The organism is Sphingomonas sp. Marseille-Q8236, from assembly GCF_965112005.1.
The window spans coordinates 555665-574299 of sequence record NZ_CBCOPO010000002.1 but is presented as its reverse complement, the minus strand read 5'-3'; the positions used below and the strand labels follow the sequence as shown (position 1 = coordinate 574299).

Genomic DNA, 18635 nt, shown 5'->3' with positions numbered 1-18635 from the left:
GATGAACGCCAATACGGCGCCGAGCAGCGCGGATCGAGTTTGCCCCCGTGACATTCGTTGAAGGGTAGGCGGCCCGAATGCCCGCGACAAGCTTTTCACGCGCAAAATCTCGTTGGAAGGCAGCGATCGATCCTCGGCGTTCGTCGAGCGACGCAGCAGGCTGCCGGAAAGGGTGACGCTCGACGGATAGCCGATTTCCAAGACCGCCCCGGCGCTCCTTCCTGCGATGTCGTACCCGCGCAATCCCAAGCCGATGGGAGCCGACGGCGGAGCGATGCTTCTGCGATGACCAACCACCCCCGGCCTCGTCCTTCTGCGGTCGGTCAGAAATATTTGAGCCAGGTTATGTCGCGGCGACGCCGCTTCAGCCGCGAATACCATGCGGTGGGGATGTAGAGCGGCACAATCAGGCAGAGATACCAAGCAACTACCCAGCCGTAATTGTCAAAGCCGAACGTCGTCCCGTGGTTCGGCCCCCAGATCGCAAGCGCGCCGTGGTACAGGATGCGCAGTACCGTGAGGTGAAGAATATAAAAGAACATCGGTGCGCCACCGAACACCGAAAGGGCACGCACCAGACGACTATCCCCGATCGCATCGAACGCGACCAGCAGCAATGTACCCATGCCGAGCGTCAGCAGCAGGAACAACAGGGATGCCGGATATTTGGTCAATGCGAAGAAGCTCATCAGGGTGCGCAGCGGGCTTCCCTCCACAACGAACCACGGCTTGTCGCCATACACATTGAGGCCACGCAATACCAGGAACGCAGCGAGCATAGCGATCCCCAGCGTCAGCAACCGGCGTCGACGCTCGGCAGGTCCGACATCGGACAGGAACCACGGCCCGATGCCAAAGCCGAGCGAGATCACGCCGATCCAGGGCAGTACCGGATAGGTCGTCTTGGCGATCAGCCCGAACGGCAGTGCGAACGTGTCACGTTGGTGGAGCATCGCCCATAACGGGAACAGGGGATCGCCCGGTTGCAGCCGGATCGGATCGAGCAGATTGTGGCCGCAGACCAGCACCAGCCCAAGTACCACCAGCACCGTACGCGGCAGCCGCATCAACCCCGACAGCACGATCATGCACAGCCCGATGCACCAGATCACCTGCAACCACAGCGTCGGCTGGGTAATGCCCCAATAGAGTTCCGAAAGGTACAGAACCTCGATCGCCATCAACAGCAGGCCGCGCTTCCACAGATATTCGGTTGTCTCGGCGATGCTATGGTTGCTGCTATACAGGAACACGCCGACTCCGGTCAGCGCGACGAACACCGGCGCGCACAGGCTGACGATGAGGCGGGCGATGAACACCGCCGGCATGATCGTGCGAGCATCGACTGGATCTGTAACGGGGTAATGGACGAACCACGTCTCACGGACATGGTCGAGCAGCATCAGCACCATCACAAAGCCACGCAGCGCATCGATATTCTGCAACCGCGCACGCGCGGCGGGCGCCGTCCTCGCGGCCCCCTGCCCGCTCAGATATCCCGCCCCCATCGTCACCGCCCCACCCATCGCGTTCGTCCTTGCTGGTCGGCGAAGCTCGCCAGATCTCGGCTATTAAGCCAGTCTTCACTGGCAACATCTCCCGAATGTCGTCGCCCGATGGCGATGCGATGCGGCGGAACCATTCAAAGGCGATATTTGCTGCCGCGAGCCTGCCGGAGCCATCGATCGCCCATGGACGCGATCGACGCACGGCCCCTGACAGACTCGGTTTCGACTATCGGAGTGCCCGCGCGGCCCGGCGTCGTCAGTAACCGGCGGTGCGATCGATCCTACCCGCTGGCACGTCCCCACGCTCGATGGCAAGGACGGCATCGGCCATGGCGCGCGCGGCGGCGGCGGGAACCGTGCTGCTCGCCACATGGGGCGTCAACAGTACCGCGGGATGATGCCACAGCGTATTGTCGTCGGGCAGCGGCTCGGGCGTTGTCACATCAAGGATCGCGCCGCCGATCCGCCCGCTGTCCAACGCGGCGAGCAGATCATCCTGCACCAGATGCCCGCCTCGTCCGACATTGATGATGGCCGCTCCCTTCGCCAAGGCATCGAACAGCGGCTTGGCGAGAATGCCGCGAGTCTCTTCGGTCAAGGGCAGCGCGCAAATCAGGATATCCACATCCCGCGCGAACGCCGCGAGTTGGTCTCCGCCATGCCAGGTGGCGACGCCATCGATCGTCCTGGCGGTTCGGCTCCAGCCCGAGACCGCGAAGCCGAACGGCGAGAGGCCTTCCAGCACGGCCGCCCCGACCGCGCCGAGCCCCATCACACCGACCCGTCTGTCCGTCGCCGCGACACGCCGACGCGGCGACCAGCGCCGGGCCTGCTGGTCGTCACGATAGCCGAGCATGTCCCGGTGGAGCATTAGGGTCGCCATGACCGCATATTCGACCATCCCGCGCACGAGGCCAGGCTCGATCAACCGGATCACCTCGACGCGCGGCGGGACGGTATCGAGATCGAGCTGATCCACTCCCGCGCCGATCGACGCGATTAGGCGAAGATTGGGCAAGCCCGCCGCCAAGTTCGGCGGCAGCGTCCATGCCGCGACGTAACGAATATCGGACGGATCGCCGAGATCGGGCCATTGACGCACCGTCAGTCCGGGAACCATCTCGGGCAGCAAGTCCCGCCAAAGCTCTCCCCGCGCAGGGTCGCCACAGTGCAGGAGGGTGGGCATCGATATGGCTCCAGATGGTCAGAGGGCATGGCTCAAGCTGCCGCGAACTCGCATCTCGTCCCCGGAAGCGACACAAAGGCGAGAACGAACCCGGAAACGGTGAACGTCGCCCAGTTCGTCACGTCGCCGGAGACCGTGATCCGTCCGATCGGCGAGAAGAAGTCTCTCCACGGATCGGCGTGTTGAAGGACGGGTATGCACGTCGAGGCTTGCAGCTTATGGGATGTGACGCACCATGGTCCGCGCAGCCCGTGTGAACTGCCGTCCAGACCACGGCCATACGGGTCAATCTCCCGTGTCGGAGATCGGCATTTCCTGTGATACCAGCGCCGCGAACAGAGCGATGCCGGTCGCGATCACGCCGTCATTGAAGTCGTAGCTGGGATGGTGGAGTGGCGCTCCATGCTCGGGCGAGGCCTGGCCGAGCCATAGATAGGCTCCGGGCCGGGCCTGCAACATGAAGGCGAAGTCTTCGGACGTGAAGGCAGGCGCGGGTGCGGCGGCCACGTCGGCCGACACCGTCGCGGCGGCGGCCAGCGCGGCGCGTGCGGCATCGGCGTCGTTGATCGTCGCGGGATAATAGCGATCATAGTCGACGCGTACCTGGGTCTCGCTCGACCGGGCGACGCCTTCGGCCATCGCGCGGATCGAAGCCTCGATCCGGTCCTGCACATCGGGGTTGAAGGTCCGCACCGTACCCATGATCTCGACCTTGGCGGGCAAGACATTGTGGGCGTGTCCGCCCGCGATGCGCGTCACCGACAGCACCGCCGACTCGGTCGCGGCCACGCGGCGCGAGACGATCGTGTTGAGCTGCTGCACCAGTTCCGACGCCGCGAGGATCGCATCCGGTGTCTGGTGGGGCAGCGCGGCGTGGCCGCCGCGCCCTTCCACGGTGATAAGGAATTTGTCGGCCGAGGCCATGATCGGGCCTGGCCGCGTGCGGATGCTGCCAGCTGGGAGATCCGGCCAGTTGTGTATGGCGAACACCCGGTCGCATGGAAAACGCTCGAACAATCCGTCGCGGATCATCTCCCACGCGCCGCCCTGCCCTTCCTCGGCGGGCTGGAAGATGAACACCACCGTACCGTCGAACCCACGATGTTCGGCGAGGTGACGCGCCGCGCCGAGCAGCATCGTCGTGTGTCCGTCATGCCCGCAACCGTGGAACCGACCGGGATTGACGCTGGCATAGGGCAGTCCGGTCTCTTCGACGATGGGCAGCGCATCCATGTCCGCGCGAAGCCCGATCGCGCGTTTGGAATGACCCCGCCGCAGCACACCGACCACGCCGGTGCCGCCGATGCCGGTCGAAACCTCAAGCCCCAACGCGGCGAGTGTTTCGGCCACCAGGGCCGCGGTGCGATGTTCCTGAAAGCCCAGTTCGGGATGCCGGTGAATATCGCGGCGGAGCGCGGTGAGTTCGGGCACGAGCGCCTCGAACCTGCCATCATGCTGCGCCGTCATGCATCCTCCTCGAACAGCGCCTCGATCGGATCATAGCGTTTCACGATCGGCGACTTGATGACGATGAAGCTGAAATATTTCTCGATGCCGAAATCCGCTTCCAGAATCTCTTCGATCACCTGCTGGTAATGGGCGACGTCACGCGTCACGAACTTGACCAGATAATCATAGCCGCCGCTGACGAGATGCGCCTCGACGATTTCCCGCACGTTGCGCGCGCGCTGTTCGAACTTCGAGAAATCGTTCATGCGGTGATCCTTGAGCGTGATCTGCGTGAACACGGTCAGGGTCGAACCCAGTTTGGCCAGCGCGATATGGGCGCCGTAGCCCGTGATATAACCCGCCTTTTCGAGCCGCTTCACCCGCGACAGGCACGGGCTCGGAGACAGCCCCACAGCATCGGCCAGATCGACATTGGTGATGCGGCCGTTACGTTGGAGGTGCGCGAGGATGCGGAGATCCAGTCGATCAAGCTTGGGGGCGGCGTTCATGCGATACCATATCCTTTCGGCTCCCTTTTCTCAAACCAGCGCGTCTCGCACCTCGCGCTGATCGAGCACATCGTCCAGCGTAGCACGCAGGCGATCGAGCAGGATGCTCATGTCATCGGCACCACAACTCAGGGCGGGTGCAAGGCCGATCGTCCCGTCGCCGAACGCGCGGAAGATCAGATTGCGTCGATAAGCGGCCTGACTCAGCCGGTCGGCGATACCCAGCTCTGCGGCGAAACGTGTCCGCGCGACCTTGTCGCTGACCAGTTCGAGTCCAGCGAGCATGCCCGCCTGACGAATATCCCCGACCAGCGGATGATCGCGCAACATATCCAAGCCGGCGGCAAGCTGGGGCGCGCGGGCTTGGCCATTGGCCAGAATACCGCCCTGCAGATACAGGCTCAGCACTTCCAGGCCGACCGCCGCGCTGACGGGATGCCCCGAATAGGTAAAGCCGTGGCCGATCGGCGTGCTCGGATCGGCGCCATCGGCGATGGCGGCATAAACCGCTTCGCTCATCAGAACGGCCCCCATCGGCGCATAGCCCGCGGTCAATCCCTTTGCGATCGTCATCAGATCGGGCGAAACCTGTTCCGCCTCGCAGGCGAATAGCGGCCCGGTACGACCGAAGCCCGTGATGACCTCGTCCGCGACGAACAGGATGTCGAGTTCGCGGCAGGTATCGCGGATCGCGCGCAGCCAGCCGCGCGGCGGCACGATGACCCCTGCCGAACCCTGCACCGGCTCGGCAAAGAAGGCCGCCACATTCTCCGCGCCGAGTTCCGCGACCTTGGCCCGCAACTGGGCCACCGAATGATCGATGATCGCCTGCGGATCGTCGCCCACCGGGCTGCGATACGGATAGGGTGCCGGGATATGATGCTGCCAATCGCGCGGCAGATCGAATGCCCGGTGGAACACCGGCAGGCCGGTCAGCCCCGCACCGTTGCTGGACGAGCCGTGATAGCCCTTGTCGAGCGCGATCATCTGCTTCTTCGACGGTCGGCCGGTGACATTGTAATAAAGCGTGATGAAGCGGATCGCGGAGTCCACCGCATCTGATCCACCCAAGGTGAAATAGACGCGCTCCAGCCCCGGCGGGGACAGCTCCGCCAACCGTTCGGCAAGCCGGATCGTAGGCTCGCTCGCAAAGGAGAAATAGCCGGTGGCATAGGGCAGACGGCGCATCTGCTCGGTCGCGGCGGCGACCACGCTCTCTTGGCCATAGCCGATATTGACGCACCATAATCCGGCGAAGGCGTCGAGCAATTCGTTCCCGGCGGCGTCGGTCAGATACATGCCCTTGCCGCTCCTCAACACGGTCGCGCCGCGCTGCTCATGCGCGCGATAGGCTGCGACCGGGTGGATTAGGTGACGGCGATCGGCCTCGATAAGCGAATTGGATTGCATGGAAGCCTCTTTGGTTCAGGCCTGTCAGCCTAAGGCCGGCGCGCGCATCGGAGACGCCGATTTCCCGATGAGCAGCGGGTCGCCCTGCCAAACTTGTCGGGCACACGGCATATTCTGCCGCAAGCCCCCGCCCGCCCCTGTCCGATTCAATGATGGTATGAAGAGGTTGCGGAAGGGGGCGCGTTCGGCCCTTGATCGCCCTCCCGAAGCCACAGCGATCGGGGATCACCCCATGCTGTATTCTCTATCTCCCAAGTAGCGTAGTCGCCCCCGCGTGCGATGGACGACCAATTGCGATCCTTGGGGATCGTCATGCGGCCCGCAATATCCTGCCGCATCGCATGATCCGGTGGTCTGCGCGCGCCGCCGGACCGGCCAGCCCACCCCTATCCCGCACTGGCACGGTATGCGGCGTCGGCTCGACGAATCCGCAGCATCCGCCGCCCGGCCACATCGATAGGCAAGAAAATTTCGTTCCATCCTGCCATTGTCACGACATGGGACGCAAACGCGCATGATCGACATGGTCGCACCGGACGGGATCGCCCACGGCATCAGTCGACGAGGCTTGTTGCGTGCGGCGGGTGCCGGCATGATGACCGCCGGTCTGGCCGGATGCAATCTCCCGGTCGCGCGCGCGCCGGTCAAGGGCGGACGGCTGCGTGTGGCGACGGCGACGAGTTCGACCGCTGACACGCTCGATCCCGCAAAGCAGAGCGTCGCTATCGATTATTGCCGCAACGCAATGTTTTATGATGGCCTGACCGTCATCGACGCGCATTCGCGACCGCAAATGGCGCTCGCCGAGGCGATCGAGACGCGTGACGCGCGCGAATGGACGATAAAGCTTCGTCGCGGCGTGCGCTTCCACGACGGCACTCTGCTCACCGCGCGCGATGTCGTATATTCGCTCAAACGGCATCGCGACCCGGCCATCGGTTCGAAGGCACGCGTGTTCGCCGAACAGATGGCCGAGGTCCGCGCGATCGGCGAGGACCAGGTGCGGGTCACGCTGAACGGGCCGAATGCCGACCTGCCGATCATGCTCGGCATTCCCCACTTTCTCATCATCCGGGACGGCACTACCGACTTCCGCCTCGCCAACGGCACCGGGCCGTTCCGCTGCCGCGAATTCGATCCCGGCGTTCGCTCGGTCGGCGTCCGCAACGACGACTATTGGGGGGCGTCCCCGCATCTTGGCGAGGTCGAGGTCTTTTCGATCGCCGACGACAGTGCACGCGTGAACGCGCTGATGTCGGGAGACATCGATCTGATCAACGAGATCAATCCGCGCATCATCAAGCAATTGAAGCGCGCCGGCTTCGGCGTATTGGAAAGCCCCTCGGGCGGATACACCGATCTCGTGATCCGCGTCGATCGGGGCGTTGGCCGCGACCCGGACTTCGTCACCGCGATGAAGCTGCTGATGGACCGCCGAACCATGCGCGACGCGATCTTCCGCGGCTATGCCCAGATCGCGAACGATCAGCCGATTCCTCCCTTCGACCCGTACTTCAACCCCGCCGTGCCGCATCGTCCGTTCGATCCCGAACGCGCGGGCTTCCTGTTCCGCAAGGCGGGTCTGGCAGGGGCAACGATTCCGATTGTCACCTCGACCGCCGCCAACAAGTCGGACGATATCGCAGTGGTGATGCAGGATGCGGCCCGCCGCGCCGGGATAGCCTTCGATGTCCGTCGGGTCCCCGCCGATGGCTATTGGACATCGAGCTGGATGAAGGTGCCGATCGGCTTCGGCAACGTTAACCCTCGGCCGACCGCCGATATCATCTTCACGCAATTCTTTTCGTCGAACTCGCCCTGGAACGAATCCGGGTGGGAGAACGCACGGTTCGATCGCCTGCTGATGCTCGCGCGGGGCGACACCGACGAGAGCCGTCGCCGCGCGATGTACGGCGAAATGCAGCAATTGGTTCATGATCATTCGGGGATCGGCATTCCGCTGTTCATCAGTTCGCTCGACGCTTTTGGTCCCAGGGTACGCGGATTACGGCCGATGCCGACGGGGGGGCTGATGGGCTATCGCTTCGCCTCGCATGTCTGGCTGGACGGCGCATGACCGCGACGCTCTGGGTCCTGCGCCTGATTGCGGGCCGCGTCGCCTCGGCGGTGTTCACCCTGTTCCTCGTCTCACTGGCCGTCTTTGCCGTGTCGCTGCTGATGGGCGGGGATGCGGCCGAAGCGCTCCTGGGCCAGAGCGCGACGCCGGAGGCGCTCGCCGGCCTGCGTGCCAGCATGCACCTCGATCAACCGGCCGCCTATCGCTATCTGCGCTGGCTGATCGGCCTGTCGCAAGGCGATCCCGGCACGTCGCTCGTCACCGGGCAATCGATCGGCGGGATGATCGCGCCGCGGCTGGCCAATTCGCTGCTGCTCGCCGGGTTGACGGCGCTGGTGTCGGTGCCGGTCGCACTGGCGCTCGGGATCGTCGCGGCGGTGAAACGCGGGACCTCGTTTGACCGGATCGTCGGGATCACAACGATCGGCATCGTCTCTATCCCCGAATTCCTGATCGCGACCATCGCCGTACTGATTTTCGCGGTGACGCTCCACTGGCTGCCGGCCCTGTCCTCGCTGCGCGACGTGGATTCGATCGACGGGATGCTACGCGTCTTCGCGCTGCCGGTGATGAGCCTCGCTTGCGTGACGGTCGCGCAGATGATCCGCATGACCCGCGCCGCCGTTTGCGACGCGCTCAACAGCAGCTATGTCGAGGCCGCGCGGCTGAAAGGCGTCCCGGCCCGGCGCCTCGTGCTCGGGCATGCACTGCCCAATGCGATCGGCCCGATCGCCAATGCCGTCGCGCTCAGCCTGTCATCGCTGCTCGGCGGGGTGATCGTGATCGAGGTGATCTTCAACTATCCCGGTGTCGCCCGCCTCATGGTGGATGCGGTCGCGACGCGGGACATGCCCCTGGTGCAGACCGTCGCCATGATCTTCAGCGCTTCCTATCTGTTCCTCGTGACCGCCGCCGATATCGTGGCGATCCTCGCCAACCCGCGGCTGCGTCACCAATGAGGCGGCCCGGCATCGCGCTCGCGGTCGGTGCGACCCTCGTCGGCGTCGCGCTGGCGGCAGCACTGGTCGGCCCGGTGCTGGCGCCGCACCCGATCGGCGCCGTGGTCGATCTGGACGTGTTCAGCCCGAGCAGCGCCGCCTTTCCGCTCGGTACCGATTATCTCGGTCGCGACGTGCTCAGCCGCGTGCTGGCGGCGACGCGCTACACCGTTTTCATCTCCCTCGCCGCGACCGTGATCGCGGCATCGATCGGCATCTTCTTCGGATTGATGGCGGCAAGCGGCGGCTGGATCGACACGGTACTGAGCCGCCTGTTCGACATCGTCATCGCGATCCCCAGCCTGATGTTCGGGCTGGTCGTCATCACCTCGCTCGGCGCGTCGATCCCCGTGCTGATCGGCACGCTGGCGGTGGTGTATACACCGGGAGCATTCCGAACCGCGCGCGCGCTGGCACTCAACGTCGCCGCGCTGGATTTCGTCACCGTCGCGCGGTCGCGCGGCGAAGGGCTGAGCCATATCATCCTGCGCGAGATCCTGCCGAACCTGATCGGGCCGCTCGCCGCCGATTTCGGGCTGCGCTTCGTGTTCGTCGCGCTATTGCTCAGCGGGCTGAGCTTCCTCGGGCTTGGCGTGCAGCCGCCCTATGCCGATCTCGGCGCGCTGGTGCGCGAGAATATCGCAGGACTGGGCTTCGGCGCGCCGGCGGTGCTGTTTCCGGCCTTCGCGCTGGCGGCGCTGACCGTGGGATTGAACCTGACGATCGATACGCTGACCGGCGGACGAAAGGGGACACGATGACCGCGTTGGTGCGCCTGGCCGGCCTGGAGATCGCCGCCTGCAAGGACGGCGGCGAAACACCCATCGTCCGCAACATAGACCTGTGCGTGGCACCCGGTGAAGTCCTCGCGCTGATCGGCGAGTCGGGGTCCGGCAAGACGACGATCGCCTTGGCGTTGCTCGGCTATGCCCGGTCCGGTTGCCGGATCACCGGAGGCGAGATCGAGGTTGCGGGCCACCGCATCGATCGCATGGACGAGGCCCAATTGCGCGCGTTGCGGGGACGCGTCGTCGCCTATGTCGCGCAAAGCGCAGCCGCAGCCTTCAACCCGATGCTGACGATCATGCGCCAGGTGATCGAGCCCGCGCTGGTGCACGGCCTGATGGACCGCCCCGCCGCGGAGGCAAAGGCAAGGGGGCTGTTCCGTGCGCTCGCCCTGCCCAACCCGGACACGGTGGGCGACCGCTATCCGCATCAGGTCTCGGGTGGGCAGCTCCAGCGCCTGATGGCGGCGATGGCGCTGATCACCGATCCGGCGTTGGTGATCTTCGACGAACCGACCACCGCGCTCGACGTCACCACGCAGATTGAAGTGCTGAAGGCGTTCAAGGCCGTCGTGCGCGAGCTTGGCACCACCGCCGTCTATGTCAGCCACGACCTCGCCGTCGTCGCGCAGATCGCCGACCGCATCTGCGTGCTGCGCGGCGGGACCGTGCAGGAACAGGGCCCGGCCGACCAGATCCTGCACGCGCCCACGCATGAATATAGCCGCGCGCTGGTCGGGGCGGCCGCGCCGCGCGTCCCGGCGGAACCCATCGCCCTACCCCCACCCGGCCCCGGGGAAGCGCCGCTGCTCGAACTGCGCGATGTGGTTGCCGGCTATGGCGGAGTCGACGCCGCGGGACGGCCCAAGGCCTGTATCCTCGATAAGGTCAGTCTCAAGATCCGGCGCGGGCGTGCGCTGGGGGTGATCGGTGAATCGGGCAGCGGCAAGAGCACGCTCGCACGCGTCGTTGCCGGACTGCACCCGGCCGTGCTCGGCCATGTCAATCTGGACGGCGTCCCGCTCGCTCCGCGCATCGCGCAACGCAGCCGCGAGGACCTGCGCCGTGTGCAGCTCGTCTTCCAGAATGCCGACACCGCGCTCAATCCGGCGATGCGCGTCGGGCAGGCTATCGGGCGTCCGCTCGCCTTCTTCCACGGGCTGCGCGGTCGCACGCGCGCGGCCGAGGTGGCGCGGCTGCTCGATCTGGTGAGGCTGCCCGCCGCGATCGCCGATCGGCTGCCCGGCGAACTGTCCGGCGGCCAGAAGCAGCGCGTCAACCTGGCCCGTGCCCTCGCCGCGCGACCGGATTTGCTGCTGTGCGACGAAGTGACCTCCGCCCTCGATCCGGTCGTCGCCGAGGCGGTGCTTGATTTGCTGATCGACCTCAGGCGCGAACTGGGCGTCGCCTATATGTTCATCACCCACGATATCGAGCGGGTGCGCGCCATCGCCGATGACGTGATGGTATTGTACGGAGGGTGTGAGATGGAGCTGGCCGGCGCACGGGCGCTGGAGTCGGGGCCACACCATCCCTATGCCCGACTGCTGATGGCGTCGGTGCCACATCTGAAGGCCGGTTGGCTGGAGGCGACGGCAGATCCCTTCGCGGTGGTGCCCGGCCAAGCCGAAGCCACCCCCGATGGCTGTCGCTTCCTCAGCCGCTGCGCGCTGGCGATTCCCGGCACTTGCGACCGGACGCGCGCACCCATGCGCGTGGCAGACGATCGGCTGATCGCCTGCCACCGTCAACTGGCCGAACTATAGATATCCGGGATCAGCGGGCCATCGGTTCTCAGGGACTGAAACGGAATATAGAGCTAGAATGCGAGCGGGATGGCTGTGGCAGTGCCCGGCGGGCGCGTGAATGCGATGCCGTTCTTGCGTTCACAGCCTTCACCTTGAGCGATACCTCTCCGCTAGTGACGATCAGCTTCCTGTCTTCATAAAAGGGCTCTGATCGTCAGCGCGCGATGCCGATCAGCGCAGTCGCATTGTAGCCCGCCGTTGGGCTGCCCGTGAACGTCGGTGTCTGCTGGGCGACCTGTGCCGCACTATTGTCACCGAAGATGCCGTCGCTCGACAAGGAGATGCGCGCGAACTTCGTGGCACTCGATGGGTAGGTCGTGGCATCGGCATAGACGGTCGAACAGGCGGCACTCGGCATGGCGAGCTGCGAAGTCAGGACCGCGTAACGACCGCCCAGCGCGTTCGACAGGCTGGAGAACACCTCGAAATGCATATGGGGCCAGCGGCCGTCATAACATCCTGGGAAGATGGTGGTGAAGCTGACCTGGCCATTGGCATCGGTCACCTGGACGCCGCGCAAATAGCTCTCCGCCGGGGCGGTATAGAGCGAATAGAGCCCCTGCCGATCGCAATGCCACAGATAGACCGCATAGCCGGCCAGCGGTGCACAGCTGGCGTTGACGTCGGCCAGCGTCAGCGTGATTTTCAGCAGGACGCCCGTTGCCACCGTACTGGTCGAGATTGAGCTGCCCCCTTCTGAGTGGTCCATCGACTATGACAGTCTGGACCAAGGAAGGGACAACGAATGCCTGCGAAGAAGCACAAGCCGGAGGAGATCATCGGCAAGCTGCGTGAGGTGGAGATCGTGCTGGGCCAGGGCGGCACGACCGCGGAGGCATGCCGGCGGATCGCGGTCAGCGAGCAGACCTACTATCGCTGGCGCAAGGAATATGGTGGCCTGAAGACGGATCAGGCGCGTCGGATGAAGGATCTGGAGAAGGAGAACGCCCGGCTGCGGCGTGCGATTTCGGATCTAACGCTGGACAAGCTCATCCTGCAGGAGGCGGCGAAGGGAAACTTCTGAGCCCCGCACGGCGCCGGCGCTGCATCGACCAGGTCCGGGAGGTGGTGGCCGTGTCCGAGCGGCGCGTGTGCCGCGTGCTTGGCCAGCACCGGTCAACGCAGCGCAAAGTGCCGTGCGGGGCAGATGATGAGCAGGCGCTCACCGACGACGTCGTCGCGCTGGCAAAGCAGTATGGGCGCTACGGTTACCGTCGGGTAACCGCACTGCTGCATGCGGCGGGCTGGTCGGTGAACCACAAGCGGGTCGAGCGGATCTGGCGGCGCGAGGGGCTGAAAGTGCCGCAGCGCCAACCGAAACGCGGTCGGCTCTGGCTCAATGACGGCTCCTGCATCCGGCTTCGACCAGAGTATCCGGGGCATGTCTGGGCCTATGATTTCGTCGAGGAGCGTACCCACGATGGGCGCAAGTTCCGCATCCTGACCATCATCGACGAGGCCAGTCGCGAGTGCCTGGCACTGGTCGTGTCACGTCAGCTGCGCCACGAAGACGTGCTGGCCGCGTTGGCCGACCTGTTCATCGAACGCGGTCCGCCAGCGCACATCAGGTCGGACAACGGCAGCGAGTTCATCGCCACCGCCGTCCAGACCTGGCTCGGCCAGATCGGCGTGAAGACGCTCTACATCGCCCCGGGCTCGCCATGGGAGAACGGCTATAACGAGAGCTTCAACGGGTCGCTTCGCGACGAACTGCTCAATGGCGAGATTTTCTACAGCCTCGCGGAGGCCAGGGTGCTGATCGAGGCGTGGCGCCGTCACTACAACACCGTCCGGCCGCACAGCAGCCTGGGCTACCGCCCGCCGGCCCCGGAAGCGGTGACACCGCCATTACCGGCCTCCGGTTCCGCTTCGCTCCACCTACGCCCGGCAATGGCGGCGGAGACGACAATGCACTAACTAACAAGCCGGACCACCCGGTGGGGGCTGCTCAGCGGCGGCCGCTTCCGCATCGAGGAATATGAAGGTGGCGTGCAGGTTGACGATGGGATTCTGACGGACGCGGGCGTTCGCGATGGAGGTGAAGGGTCAATCCGCCATCGCTCCCAATTGGATAACCGACACGACGATGGCCTATGCGAGCTATGCGCGCGGCTTCAAATCGGGCGGGATCAACATGTCGGGCCTGCCGCTCGACAGCAACAACCGGCCGGTACTGGCGACCGCCGTCGTGCGGCGGGAGCGCAACGAAACCTATTAGATCGGTGTCAAGAACACGCTGTTCGACAACCGGCTGATCTTCAACATCGACGGCTTCTACACCAAGGTCCGTGACTTCCAAGCGACCGTCGTCGAGAACTCGCTGACCCAGACCGTGCAGCTGCGCGGCTACCTGTCGAACATTCCACAGGTGACGGTGAAGGGGATCGAGGCGGACGTGACCGCGCTGATCCTGCCGGGCCTCAGCGCGCGAACCAGCGTCGCCTATTCGGACGGGGAATATACCGACTACCCCGCCGGTCCATGCCCGCTGGAGGTCCAGACCGCCGCCACGACGCGGTGCAGCCTGACAGGTCGTCGCCTCGCCTCGCTGCCGCGCTTCGCGATCACCGCCGGGCTGGATTACCAGCGGCCGGTGGGCGACGGGCAGGTCTTCGTCCATATCGACACCGCCTCGCGCAGCGGCTTCAACGGCGACCCCAGCCTGTCCCGCTTCACCTATATCCGCGGCTACAACCTGACCAACGCCAATATCGGCTATCGCTTCGCGGACGGGCTGGAACTGATCGTCTGGGCGCGCAACCTGCTCGACGCCGACTATATCCAGAACCTGACGATCCAGGCGGGCAATTCGGGCCTCATTGTCGGCACCCCCAGCGATCCGCGCACCATCGGCGGGACGATCCGCTTACGCATGTGATCGGCATCGGCGGACGGCTTGCAGAAGCCGTCCCCCGCCCTTCCGAGATCGCGATCGGTGATCGGCACGACGATCGGGGTCGCAGGGACAGACCGGTACGTTATCCTTGGCCTCAACAGCGAGCCAGGCGGACCGAAGTGCGGTTTCAGGTTCGGCGGTCCTTCAGGCGGCTATGCCGGCAAGAGCCCCACCGCGCGGTCGCTGGCGATCAGCGCGCAATGGCTCCGGTCAAGCGCAGCAATGCTTGTACTTCTTACCCGATCCGCAAGGACACGGATCGTTGCGGCCGATCTTTGCCCCCACAATCGCATCCACGGCAATCGGCTTCGCCTCGCCGCCGCCTGCCCGGGCCGCGTAGAGGCGCTGGACCGTGTCTGTCAGCTCGGACACCGCACGGTCCTGGAAGGCGTTGATCTCGACGCTGTCGAGCTCGCTTTCGCCCCGCGCGATCGCGATCAGCGCCAGCAGGCGGTGCCATGGATCGGCCCATCCGGCATCGGCCGCCGCCGCGTCCCACGCGTCCGGGCGCAATGCGACCGCGTCAGAAAAGCCGTCGATCCAATATTCCCACAGGACCTCGCCATCCCGCTCGTCGACGTCGAGGATCGGCTGCAACTTTCCGCAGGACAGGTCGCGCGCGATCTCGTCGCGGCGCGCCGCAACCGCTTTGACGAACCATTGCACGTCGAGAGGATCGTCGAAGGGCGGAACGCCATCGACCTCGACGCCCCATATGACCGTCATCCACTCGTCGACCGGGATCGGCTCGGGACAGGCGATAAGTCCGGTCAGGAAACCGTCAAGCTCGGTGAGCAGCATCGGCTCTTCGACCGGGAGGTCCGCCAGGGCACCATCGAGACGCCGGAAGCGGGATGGCATTTTCCTCACAGGCTGAGGCCGCGCCGACGCATCTGATCCTCCGCCATGACACGCAGCGGCGTCTGATCGCCCGCGGCGAAAATGTCGGCGAAGTCCAGCAGATCCTCATCGCCCAACGCCGCCACCGCCGCCTCGATGGCAGCGAGGCGTTGAAGCTCGTGTTCCGTCCTGGCGGCGATGCGCTTCATGCGGGTTCTCAACATAGCGGTCCGGTAACAGGATCGGTCGGCTTTGACACCGCCCCGTTGAATGTCCCCAGGCATGATCTTGACAGACATAGATCGAGTACCGACGTCCATCGGCGTCAGGAGACGCATGATGGTGGAAGCACGATGGAACGGCGTACGGATCGCCGATAGCGACGATACGGTCATCGTTGAGGGCAACCACTATTTCCCCGAGCAGAGCGTAGACACCGCACTCTTGCGACCGAGCGGCACGACGACGGTCTGCCCGTGGAAGGGAACGGCGCATTATTACAGCCTGCACGTCGCGGGCGCCGACAATCCCGACGCCGCCTGGTATTACCCCGACCCCAAGCCCGAAGCGGAAAACATTCGCGGACGCATCGCCTTTTGGAAAGGGGTCACGGTCGGCTGACCTGGCTGCGCCGCAACGGCTGCGCGCGGCGTCACGAACCGGAACTTGGGCCGATGCGCTGGGTCGAACGTTGATCGTCGCATGAAGACGATCCGCTTTCCCGACGGCATGACCGTCCCCGCGCTTGGCCAAGGCACTTGGATGATGGCGGAGGACCCCGCCCGCCGATCGGACGAGATCGCCGCGCTGCGCGAGGGGCTGTCACTCGGCCTGACCCTGATCGACACCGCCGAGATGTATGCCGATGGCGAGTCCGAGCGCCTCGTTGGTGAGGCGATCGCGAGCGTGCGCAATGAGGTGTTCCTCGTCAGCAAGGCCTATCCGCAGAATGCCTTACGCGACCGGCTGCCCCAGGCGTGCGAGGCGAGCCTCGAACGGCTCGGGACCGACCGGCTCGACCTGTACCTGCTGCATTGGCGTGGACGCGTGCCGCTGGCCGAGACGGTTGAGGCGATGGAGCGGCTGGTTGCGGCGGGCATCGATCCGCACCATCCGGCCAGTGTAGCGGATGATCTGGCTGAAGGGCCAGAGGTCGACGGGCACGTCGAATACATAGCGCCCGTCGTTTCCATGTTCGCGGGCGTGACAATGCGGGCCCAGGGCGGAAGGCAGCGGAACGCCGAGGAACCTAAAGCCGATCAGGTCCAACCGGAGTGCGCCGTCTTCCACCGACACGCGGAAGATGTTGGTCGCCATGCCCATCCGTTCGATCGTCAATCCGTCAAGCTCGACGAGAGTGCTGTGGTAGCGACGTCCGGCGAAATCGCGGTGCCAGTGTTCGGCGGTGCCGCGCCGCTAAAACCGGACCTTGACCGGGATGGCCATCCCGGCGGCGGGCAGGCGCATTATCCGGCAGAGCAGCCGGGCTAGCGGGTTCGGGTGCGTCTCGACCTGCGCCACGCCGCGCCAGCGCTGGTCGATCCGACTATCATGCGCATCGCGCAGCACGGGTGATAGGTCATTGATCGTGCTGCCGAGGAGACGACGGAACAGGGGCTGGGTCACCACACGAACTCCGGTTTGGTCACCATCAGCCAGAAGATGACGATCACCCCGATAAACGCCGGTCAGCCGAGCAGGAACCACATCCGCGACAGCTGGAAATAGCGCGCCGGTAGCGGCATGTCGGACGGGGTGGCGTCAGCTATGCGGCGCATCTGGATCTGGATGCCGACCACCGGCAACCAGCAGGCTCCGACCATCAGATAGAGCGCGATCGACGTCGCTAGGGTCAGGACTCGTTGATTACAGCCAGAAGATGACGGTGGCTGCGAGGGCGATGGCCGAGAAGAAGGCGGTGGGGCAGCGGTCGTAGCGCGTAGCGACGCGACGCCAGTCCTTCAGACGGCCGAACATGATCTCGATGCGGCTGCGGCGCCGATAGCGGCGCTTGTCGTACCGGACAGGCTCGTTGCGCGAATTGCGGCCCGGGATGCAGGGCTGGATGCCTTTGGCCTGGAGAGCGTCCCTGAACCAGTCCGCGTCATAGCCGCGGTCGCCAAGCAGCCATTGTGCCTTGGGCAGGTCATCGAGCAGCGCTGCCGCGCCGGTGTAGTCGCTGACCTGGCCTGCGGTCATGAAGAAGCTCAGCGGGCGTCCGTTCGCATCGGCGACGGCATGGAGCTTGGTGTTCATGCCGCCTTTGGTGCGGCCGATCAGGCGGCCAAGATCCCCTTTTTAACCCGCAGGCTCGATGCCGTGCGGTGCGCCTTCAAGTAGGTCGCGTCGATCATGACCGTTCCTGGCTGCGCGCTTGCAGTCGCCAACCCCTCCATCATGCGTGTGAACACACCGGCCTCGCCCCAACGCTTCCACCGATTGTATAGCGTCTTGTGCGGGCCGTAGGCGCTCGGCGCATCACGCCAGCGCAGCCCGTTCTTGTTGACGAACACGATGCCGCTCAGCACCCGCCGATCGTCCACCCGTGGCTTCCCATGGCTCTTTGGAAAGAACGGCCGCAGCCGCCCGATCTGCTCATCCGTCAGCCAAAACAGGTCGCTCATTCCGGTCTCCTTGCGGAGCCTGAATCAGATCGCGACGCTGACATCAATGGGTCCTGACCCTAGCGCCTTCAGAGCCGCGCTGTCCTTTCGGGTCAGCGTCGGCTTCGCCTTGACCTCGGCGCGCTCTTTTCGGATCTCATCGATCTGGGTGCCGAGGATCAGCGCCTCAACGACGACCTTTACCATATTGCCCAAGTCCGGCCGGTGTTCGATAAGGAGCTTATTCAGCGCCTTGGTCAGGTCCGCTTCTTCCTGCGCAAGCGACGCCTTGCGCCCCCGTGGATTTTGCAGGGTCTGCTTGGCGGCCTTGGCCTTCCGCTTAGCCTCCATCTTCTCTTGGGGCGTCAGATTAGCAAGCCGATCCGCCGAGGCATCCGCGATGACTCTGGTAAGCTCCTCCCGCTGCCGTACCGCTTCCGCGATCCCCGCAAGGACACCGCTGAGTGCGTCGTCTTCGATAATCCTCCAAATCGACATGGCCTCACCTGAAAAAGGCAAACAAACCACTTTGTAGGATTCGAAGCGAAATCGCGCAAAAATTTTCT

The 18635-nt window shown here is 64.9% G+C and carries 19 protein-coding genes and 2 pseudogenes; 9 read left to right on the top strand and 12 right to left on the bottom strand.

The window, feature by feature from the left end:
• Positions 1 to 323: 323 nt before the first annotated feature.
• From ACWPWT_RS14995 to ACWPWT_RS14975, 5 genes are all read right to left on the bottom strand, one after another.
• Positions 324 to 1526, bottom strand: a complete 1203-nt coding sequence (locus ACWPWT_RS14995; RefSeq protein ID WP_454280349.1) for a DUF1624 domain-containing protein — start codon at positions 1524 to 1526, stop codon at positions 324 to 326.
• Positions 1527 to 1764: 238 nt separating this feature from the next.
• The gene (locus ACWPWT_RS14990; RefSeq protein ID WP_454280348.1) at positions 1765 to 2694 is read right to left on the bottom strand and encodes a 2-hydroxyacid dehydrogenase; all 930 of its coding nucleotides are present in this window, start codon (positions 2692 to 2694) and stop codon (positions 1765 to 1767) included.
• A 285-nt stretch (positions 2695 to 2979) separates the two neighbouring features.
• Positions 2980 to 4161, bottom strand: coding sequence for a M20 aminoacylase family protein (locus tag ACWPWT_RS14985; protein ID WP_454280347.1), 1182 nt, complete (start codon positions 4159 to 4161; stop codon positions 2980 to 2982).
• Positions 4158 to 4652 (bottom strand): Lrp/AsnC family transcriptional regulator, encoded by a 495-nt coding sequence (locus tag ACWPWT_RS14980; protein ID WP_454280346.1) that lies wholly within the window; start codon positions 4650 to 4652, stop codon positions 4158 to 4160. Before ACWPWT_RS14980 ends, ACWPWT_RS14985 begins: the two co-directional genes overlap by 4 nt.
• 30 nt (positions 4653 to 4682) lie before the next feature.
• Positions 4683 to 6062, bottom strand: a complete 1380-nt coding sequence (locus ACWPWT_RS14975; RefSeq protein ID WP_454280345.1) for an aminotransferase class III-fold pyridoxal phosphate-dependent enzyme — start codon at positions 6060 to 6062, stop codon at positions 4683 to 4685.
• A gap of 514 nt (positions 6063 to 6576) precedes the next feature.
• Between ACWPWT_RS14975 and ACWPWT_RS14970 the strand changes: the two genes are divergently transcribed.
• From ACWPWT_RS14970 to ACWPWT_RS14955, 4 genes are read left to right on the top strand one after another with little or no spacing between them, the layout of a single operon-like run.
• Entirely contained in the window at positions 6577 to 8139 is a 1563-nt protein-coding gene (locus ACWPWT_RS14970; RefSeq protein ID WP_454280344.1) for an ABC transporter substrate-binding protein, read from the top strand.
• Positions 8136 to 9098 carry an ABC transporter permease gene (locus tag ACWPWT_RS14965; protein ID WP_454280343.1) on the top strand — a complete coding sequence of 321 codons (963 nt, stop codon included), beginning with the start codon at positions 8136 to 8138 and terminating at the stop codon, positions 9096 to 9098. Before ACWPWT_RS14970 ends, ACWPWT_RS14965 begins: the two co-directional genes overlap by 4 nt.
• Positions 9095 to 9898, top strand: a complete 804-nt coding sequence (locus tag ACWPWT_RS14960) for an ABC transporter permease (protein ID WP_454280342.1) — start codon at positions 9095 to 9097, stop codon at positions 9896 to 9898. Before ACWPWT_RS14965 ends, ACWPWT_RS14960 begins: the two co-directional genes overlap by 4 nt.
• Positions 9895 to 11688 (top strand): ABC transporter ATP-binding protein, encoded by a 1794-nt coding sequence (locus tag ACWPWT_RS14955; protein ID WP_454280341.1) that lies wholly within the window; start codon positions 9895 to 9897, stop codon positions 11686 to 11688. Before ACWPWT_RS14960 ends, ACWPWT_RS14955 begins: the two co-directional genes overlap by 4 nt.
• A 196-nt stretch (positions 11689 to 11884) precedes the next feature.
• Here ACWPWT_RS14955 and ACWPWT_RS14950 read toward each other — a convergent pair whose 3' ends face one another.
• On the bottom strand, positions 11885 to 12397 hold the full coding sequence (locus ACWPWT_RS14950) for a dioxygenase family protein (RefSeq protein WP_454280340.1): 513 nt from the start codon (positions 12395 to 12397) through the stop codon (positions 11885 to 11887).
• A gap of 78 nt (positions 12398 to 12475) precedes the next feature.
• On the opposite strand from ACWPWT_RS14950, the gene ACWPWT_RS14945 reads away from it, so the two are divergent.
• The 3 genes from ACWPWT_RS14945 (at position 12476) to ACWPWT_RS14935 (ending at position 14608) form a co-directional block, all read left to right on the top strand.
• Positions 12476 to 13647 (top strand): IS3 family transposase gene (locus ACWPWT_RS14945; protein ID WP_454280339.1). Its coding sequence is split into 2 segments (ribosomal slippage): positions 12476 to 12740 and positions 12740 to 13647, totalling 1173 coding nucleotides; the frame shifts between segments, so codons are not numbered across the junction.
• A gap of 115 nt (positions 13648 to 13762) precedes the next feature.
• Positions 13763 to 13948, top strand: coding sequence for a hypothetical protein (locus ACWPWT_RS14940; RefSeq protein WP_454280338.1), 186 nt, complete (start codon positions 13763 to 13765; stop codon positions 13946 to 13948).
• Complete coding sequence (locus tag ACWPWT_RS14935; RefSeq protein WP_454280982.1) at positions 13949 to 14608, top strand: TonB-dependent receptor domain-containing protein; 660 nt, start codon at positions 13949 to 13951, stop codon at positions 14606 to 14608. It begins immediately after the preceding gene.
• Positions 14609 to 14836: 228 nt separating this feature from the next.
• Here the strand turns inward: ACWPWT_RS14935 and ACWPWT_RS14930 are convergent, their stop codons facing one another.
• Both ACWPWT_RS14930 and ACWPWT_RS14925 read right to left on the bottom strand, forming a co-directional pair.
• A complete protein-coding gene (locus tag ACWPWT_RS14930; protein WP_454280337.1) occupies positions 14837 to 15487 on the bottom strand; it encodes a UPF0149 family protein in 651 nt (216 codons plus the stop codon).
• 5 nt (positions 15488 to 15492) lie between these two features.
• Positions 15493 to 15675, bottom strand: coding sequence for a hypothetical protein (locus ACWPWT_RS14925; protein WP_028966278.1), 183 nt, complete (start codon positions 15673 to 15675; stop codon positions 15493 to 15495).
• Between the two features lie 130 nt (positions 15676 to 15805).
• On the opposite strand from ACWPWT_RS14925, the gene ACWPWT_RS14920 reads away from it, so the two are divergent.
• Together ACWPWT_RS14920 and ACWPWT_RS14915 are read left to right on the top strand one after the other, a co-directional pair.
• Positions 15806 to 16087, top strand: a complete 282-nt coding sequence (locus ACWPWT_RS14920) for a DUF427 domain-containing protein (protein ID WP_454280336.1) — start codon at positions 15806 to 15808, stop codon at positions 16085 to 16087.
• Between the two features lie 81 nt (positions 16088 to 16168).
• A pseudogene (locus ACWPWT_RS14915) lies at positions 16169 to 16567 on the top strand (aldo/keto reductase); the annotation flags it as partial.
• A 69-nt stretch (positions 16568 to 16636) separates the two neighbouring features.
• Here ACWPWT_RS14915 and ACWPWT_RS14910 read toward each other — a convergent pair.
• The 4 genes and pseudogenes from ACWPWT_RS14910 to ACWPWT_RS14895 form a co-directional block, all read right to left on the bottom strand.
• Positions 16637 to 16813 (bottom strand): annotated as a pseudogene (locus tag ACWPWT_RS14910) (DUF4166 domain-containing protein); the annotation flags it as partial.
• Between the two features lie 341 nt (positions 16814 to 17154).
• Positions 17155 to 17304 carry a DUF2269 family protein gene (locus tag ACWPWT_RS14905; RefSeq protein ID WP_454280981.1) on the bottom strand — a complete coding sequence of 50 codons (150 nt, stop codon included), beginning with the start codon at positions 17302 to 17304 and terminating at the stop codon, positions 17155 to 17157.
• A 28-nt stretch (positions 17305 to 17332) separates the two neighbouring features.
• Positions 17333 to 18090 (bottom strand): IS5 family transposase gene (locus tag ACWPWT_RS14900; RefSeq protein ID WP_454280335.1). Its coding sequence is split into 2 segments (ribosomal slippage): positions 17333 to 17757 and positions 17757 to 18090, totalling 759 coding nucleotides; the frame shifts between segments, so codons are not numbered across the junction.
• 24 nt (positions 18091 to 18114) lie between these two features.
• Positions 18115 to 18567, bottom strand: coding sequence for a hypothetical protein (locus ACWPWT_RS14895; RefSeq protein ID WP_454280334.1), 453 nt, complete (start codon positions 18565 to 18567; stop codon positions 18115 to 18117).
• Positions 18568 to 18635 lie beyond the last annotated feature (68 nt).

Excerpts from the sequence above, each read along its gene's own strand:
- ACWPWT_RS14995 (WP_454280349.1), bottom strand. The coding sequence starts at position 1,526 with ATGGGTGGGGCGGTGACGATGGGGGCGGGATATCTGAGCGGGCAGGGG.
- ACWPWT_RS14990 (WP_454280348.1), bottom strand. The coding sequence starts at position 2,694 with ATGCCCACCCTCCTGCACTGTGGCGACCCTGCGCGGGGAGAGCTTTGG.
- ACWPWT_RS14985 (WP_454280347.1), bottom strand. The coding sequence starts at position 4,161 with ATGACGGCGCAGCATGATGGCAGGTTCGAGGCGCTCGTGCCCGAACTC.
- ACWPWT_RS14980 (WP_454280346.1), bottom strand. The coding sequence starts at position 4,652 with ATGAACGCCGCCCCCAAGCTTGATCGACTGGATCTCCGCATCCTCGCG.
- ACWPWT_RS14975 (WP_454280345.1), bottom strand. The coding sequence starts at position 6,062 with ATGCAATCCAATTCGCTTATCGAGGCCGATCGCCGTCACCTAATCCAC.
- ACWPWT_RS14970 (WP_454280344.1), top strand. The coding sequence starts at position 6,577 with ATGATCGACATGGTCGCACCGGACGGGATCGCCCACGGCATCAGTCGA.
- ACWPWT_RS14965 (WP_454280343.1), top strand. The coding sequence starts at position 8,136 with ATGACCGCGACGCTCTGGGTCCTGCGCCTGATTGCGGGCCGCGTCGCC.
- ACWPWT_RS14960 (WP_454280342.1), top strand. The coding sequence starts at position 9,095 with ATGAGGCGGCCCGGCATCGCGCTCGCGGTCGGTGCGACCCTCGTCGGC.
- ACWPWT_RS14955 (WP_454280341.1), top strand. The coding sequence starts at position 9,895 with ATGACCGCGTTGGTGCGCCTGGCCGGCCTGGAGATCGCCGCCTGCAAG.
- ACWPWT_RS14940 (WP_454280338.1), top strand. The coding sequence starts at position 13,763 with ATGGAGGTGAAGGGTCAATCCGCCATCGCTCCCAATTGGATAACCGAC.
- ACWPWT_RS14930 (WP_454280337.1), bottom strand. The coding sequence starts at position 15,487 with ATGCCATCCCGCTTCCGGCGTCTCGATGGTGCCCTGGCGGACCTCCCG.
- ACWPWT_RS14925 (WP_028966278.1), bottom strand. The coding sequence starts at position 15,675 with ATGAAGCGCATCGCCGCCAGGACGGAACACGAGCTTCAACGCCTCGCT.
- ACWPWT_RS14920 (WP_454280336.1), top strand. The coding sequence starts at position 15,806 with ATGGTGGAAGCACGATGGAACGGCGTACGGATCGCCGATAGCGACGAT.
- ACWPWT_RS14895 (WP_454280334.1), bottom strand. The coding sequence starts at position 18,567 with ATGTCGATTTGGAGGATTATCGAAGACGACGCACTCAGCGGTGTCCTT.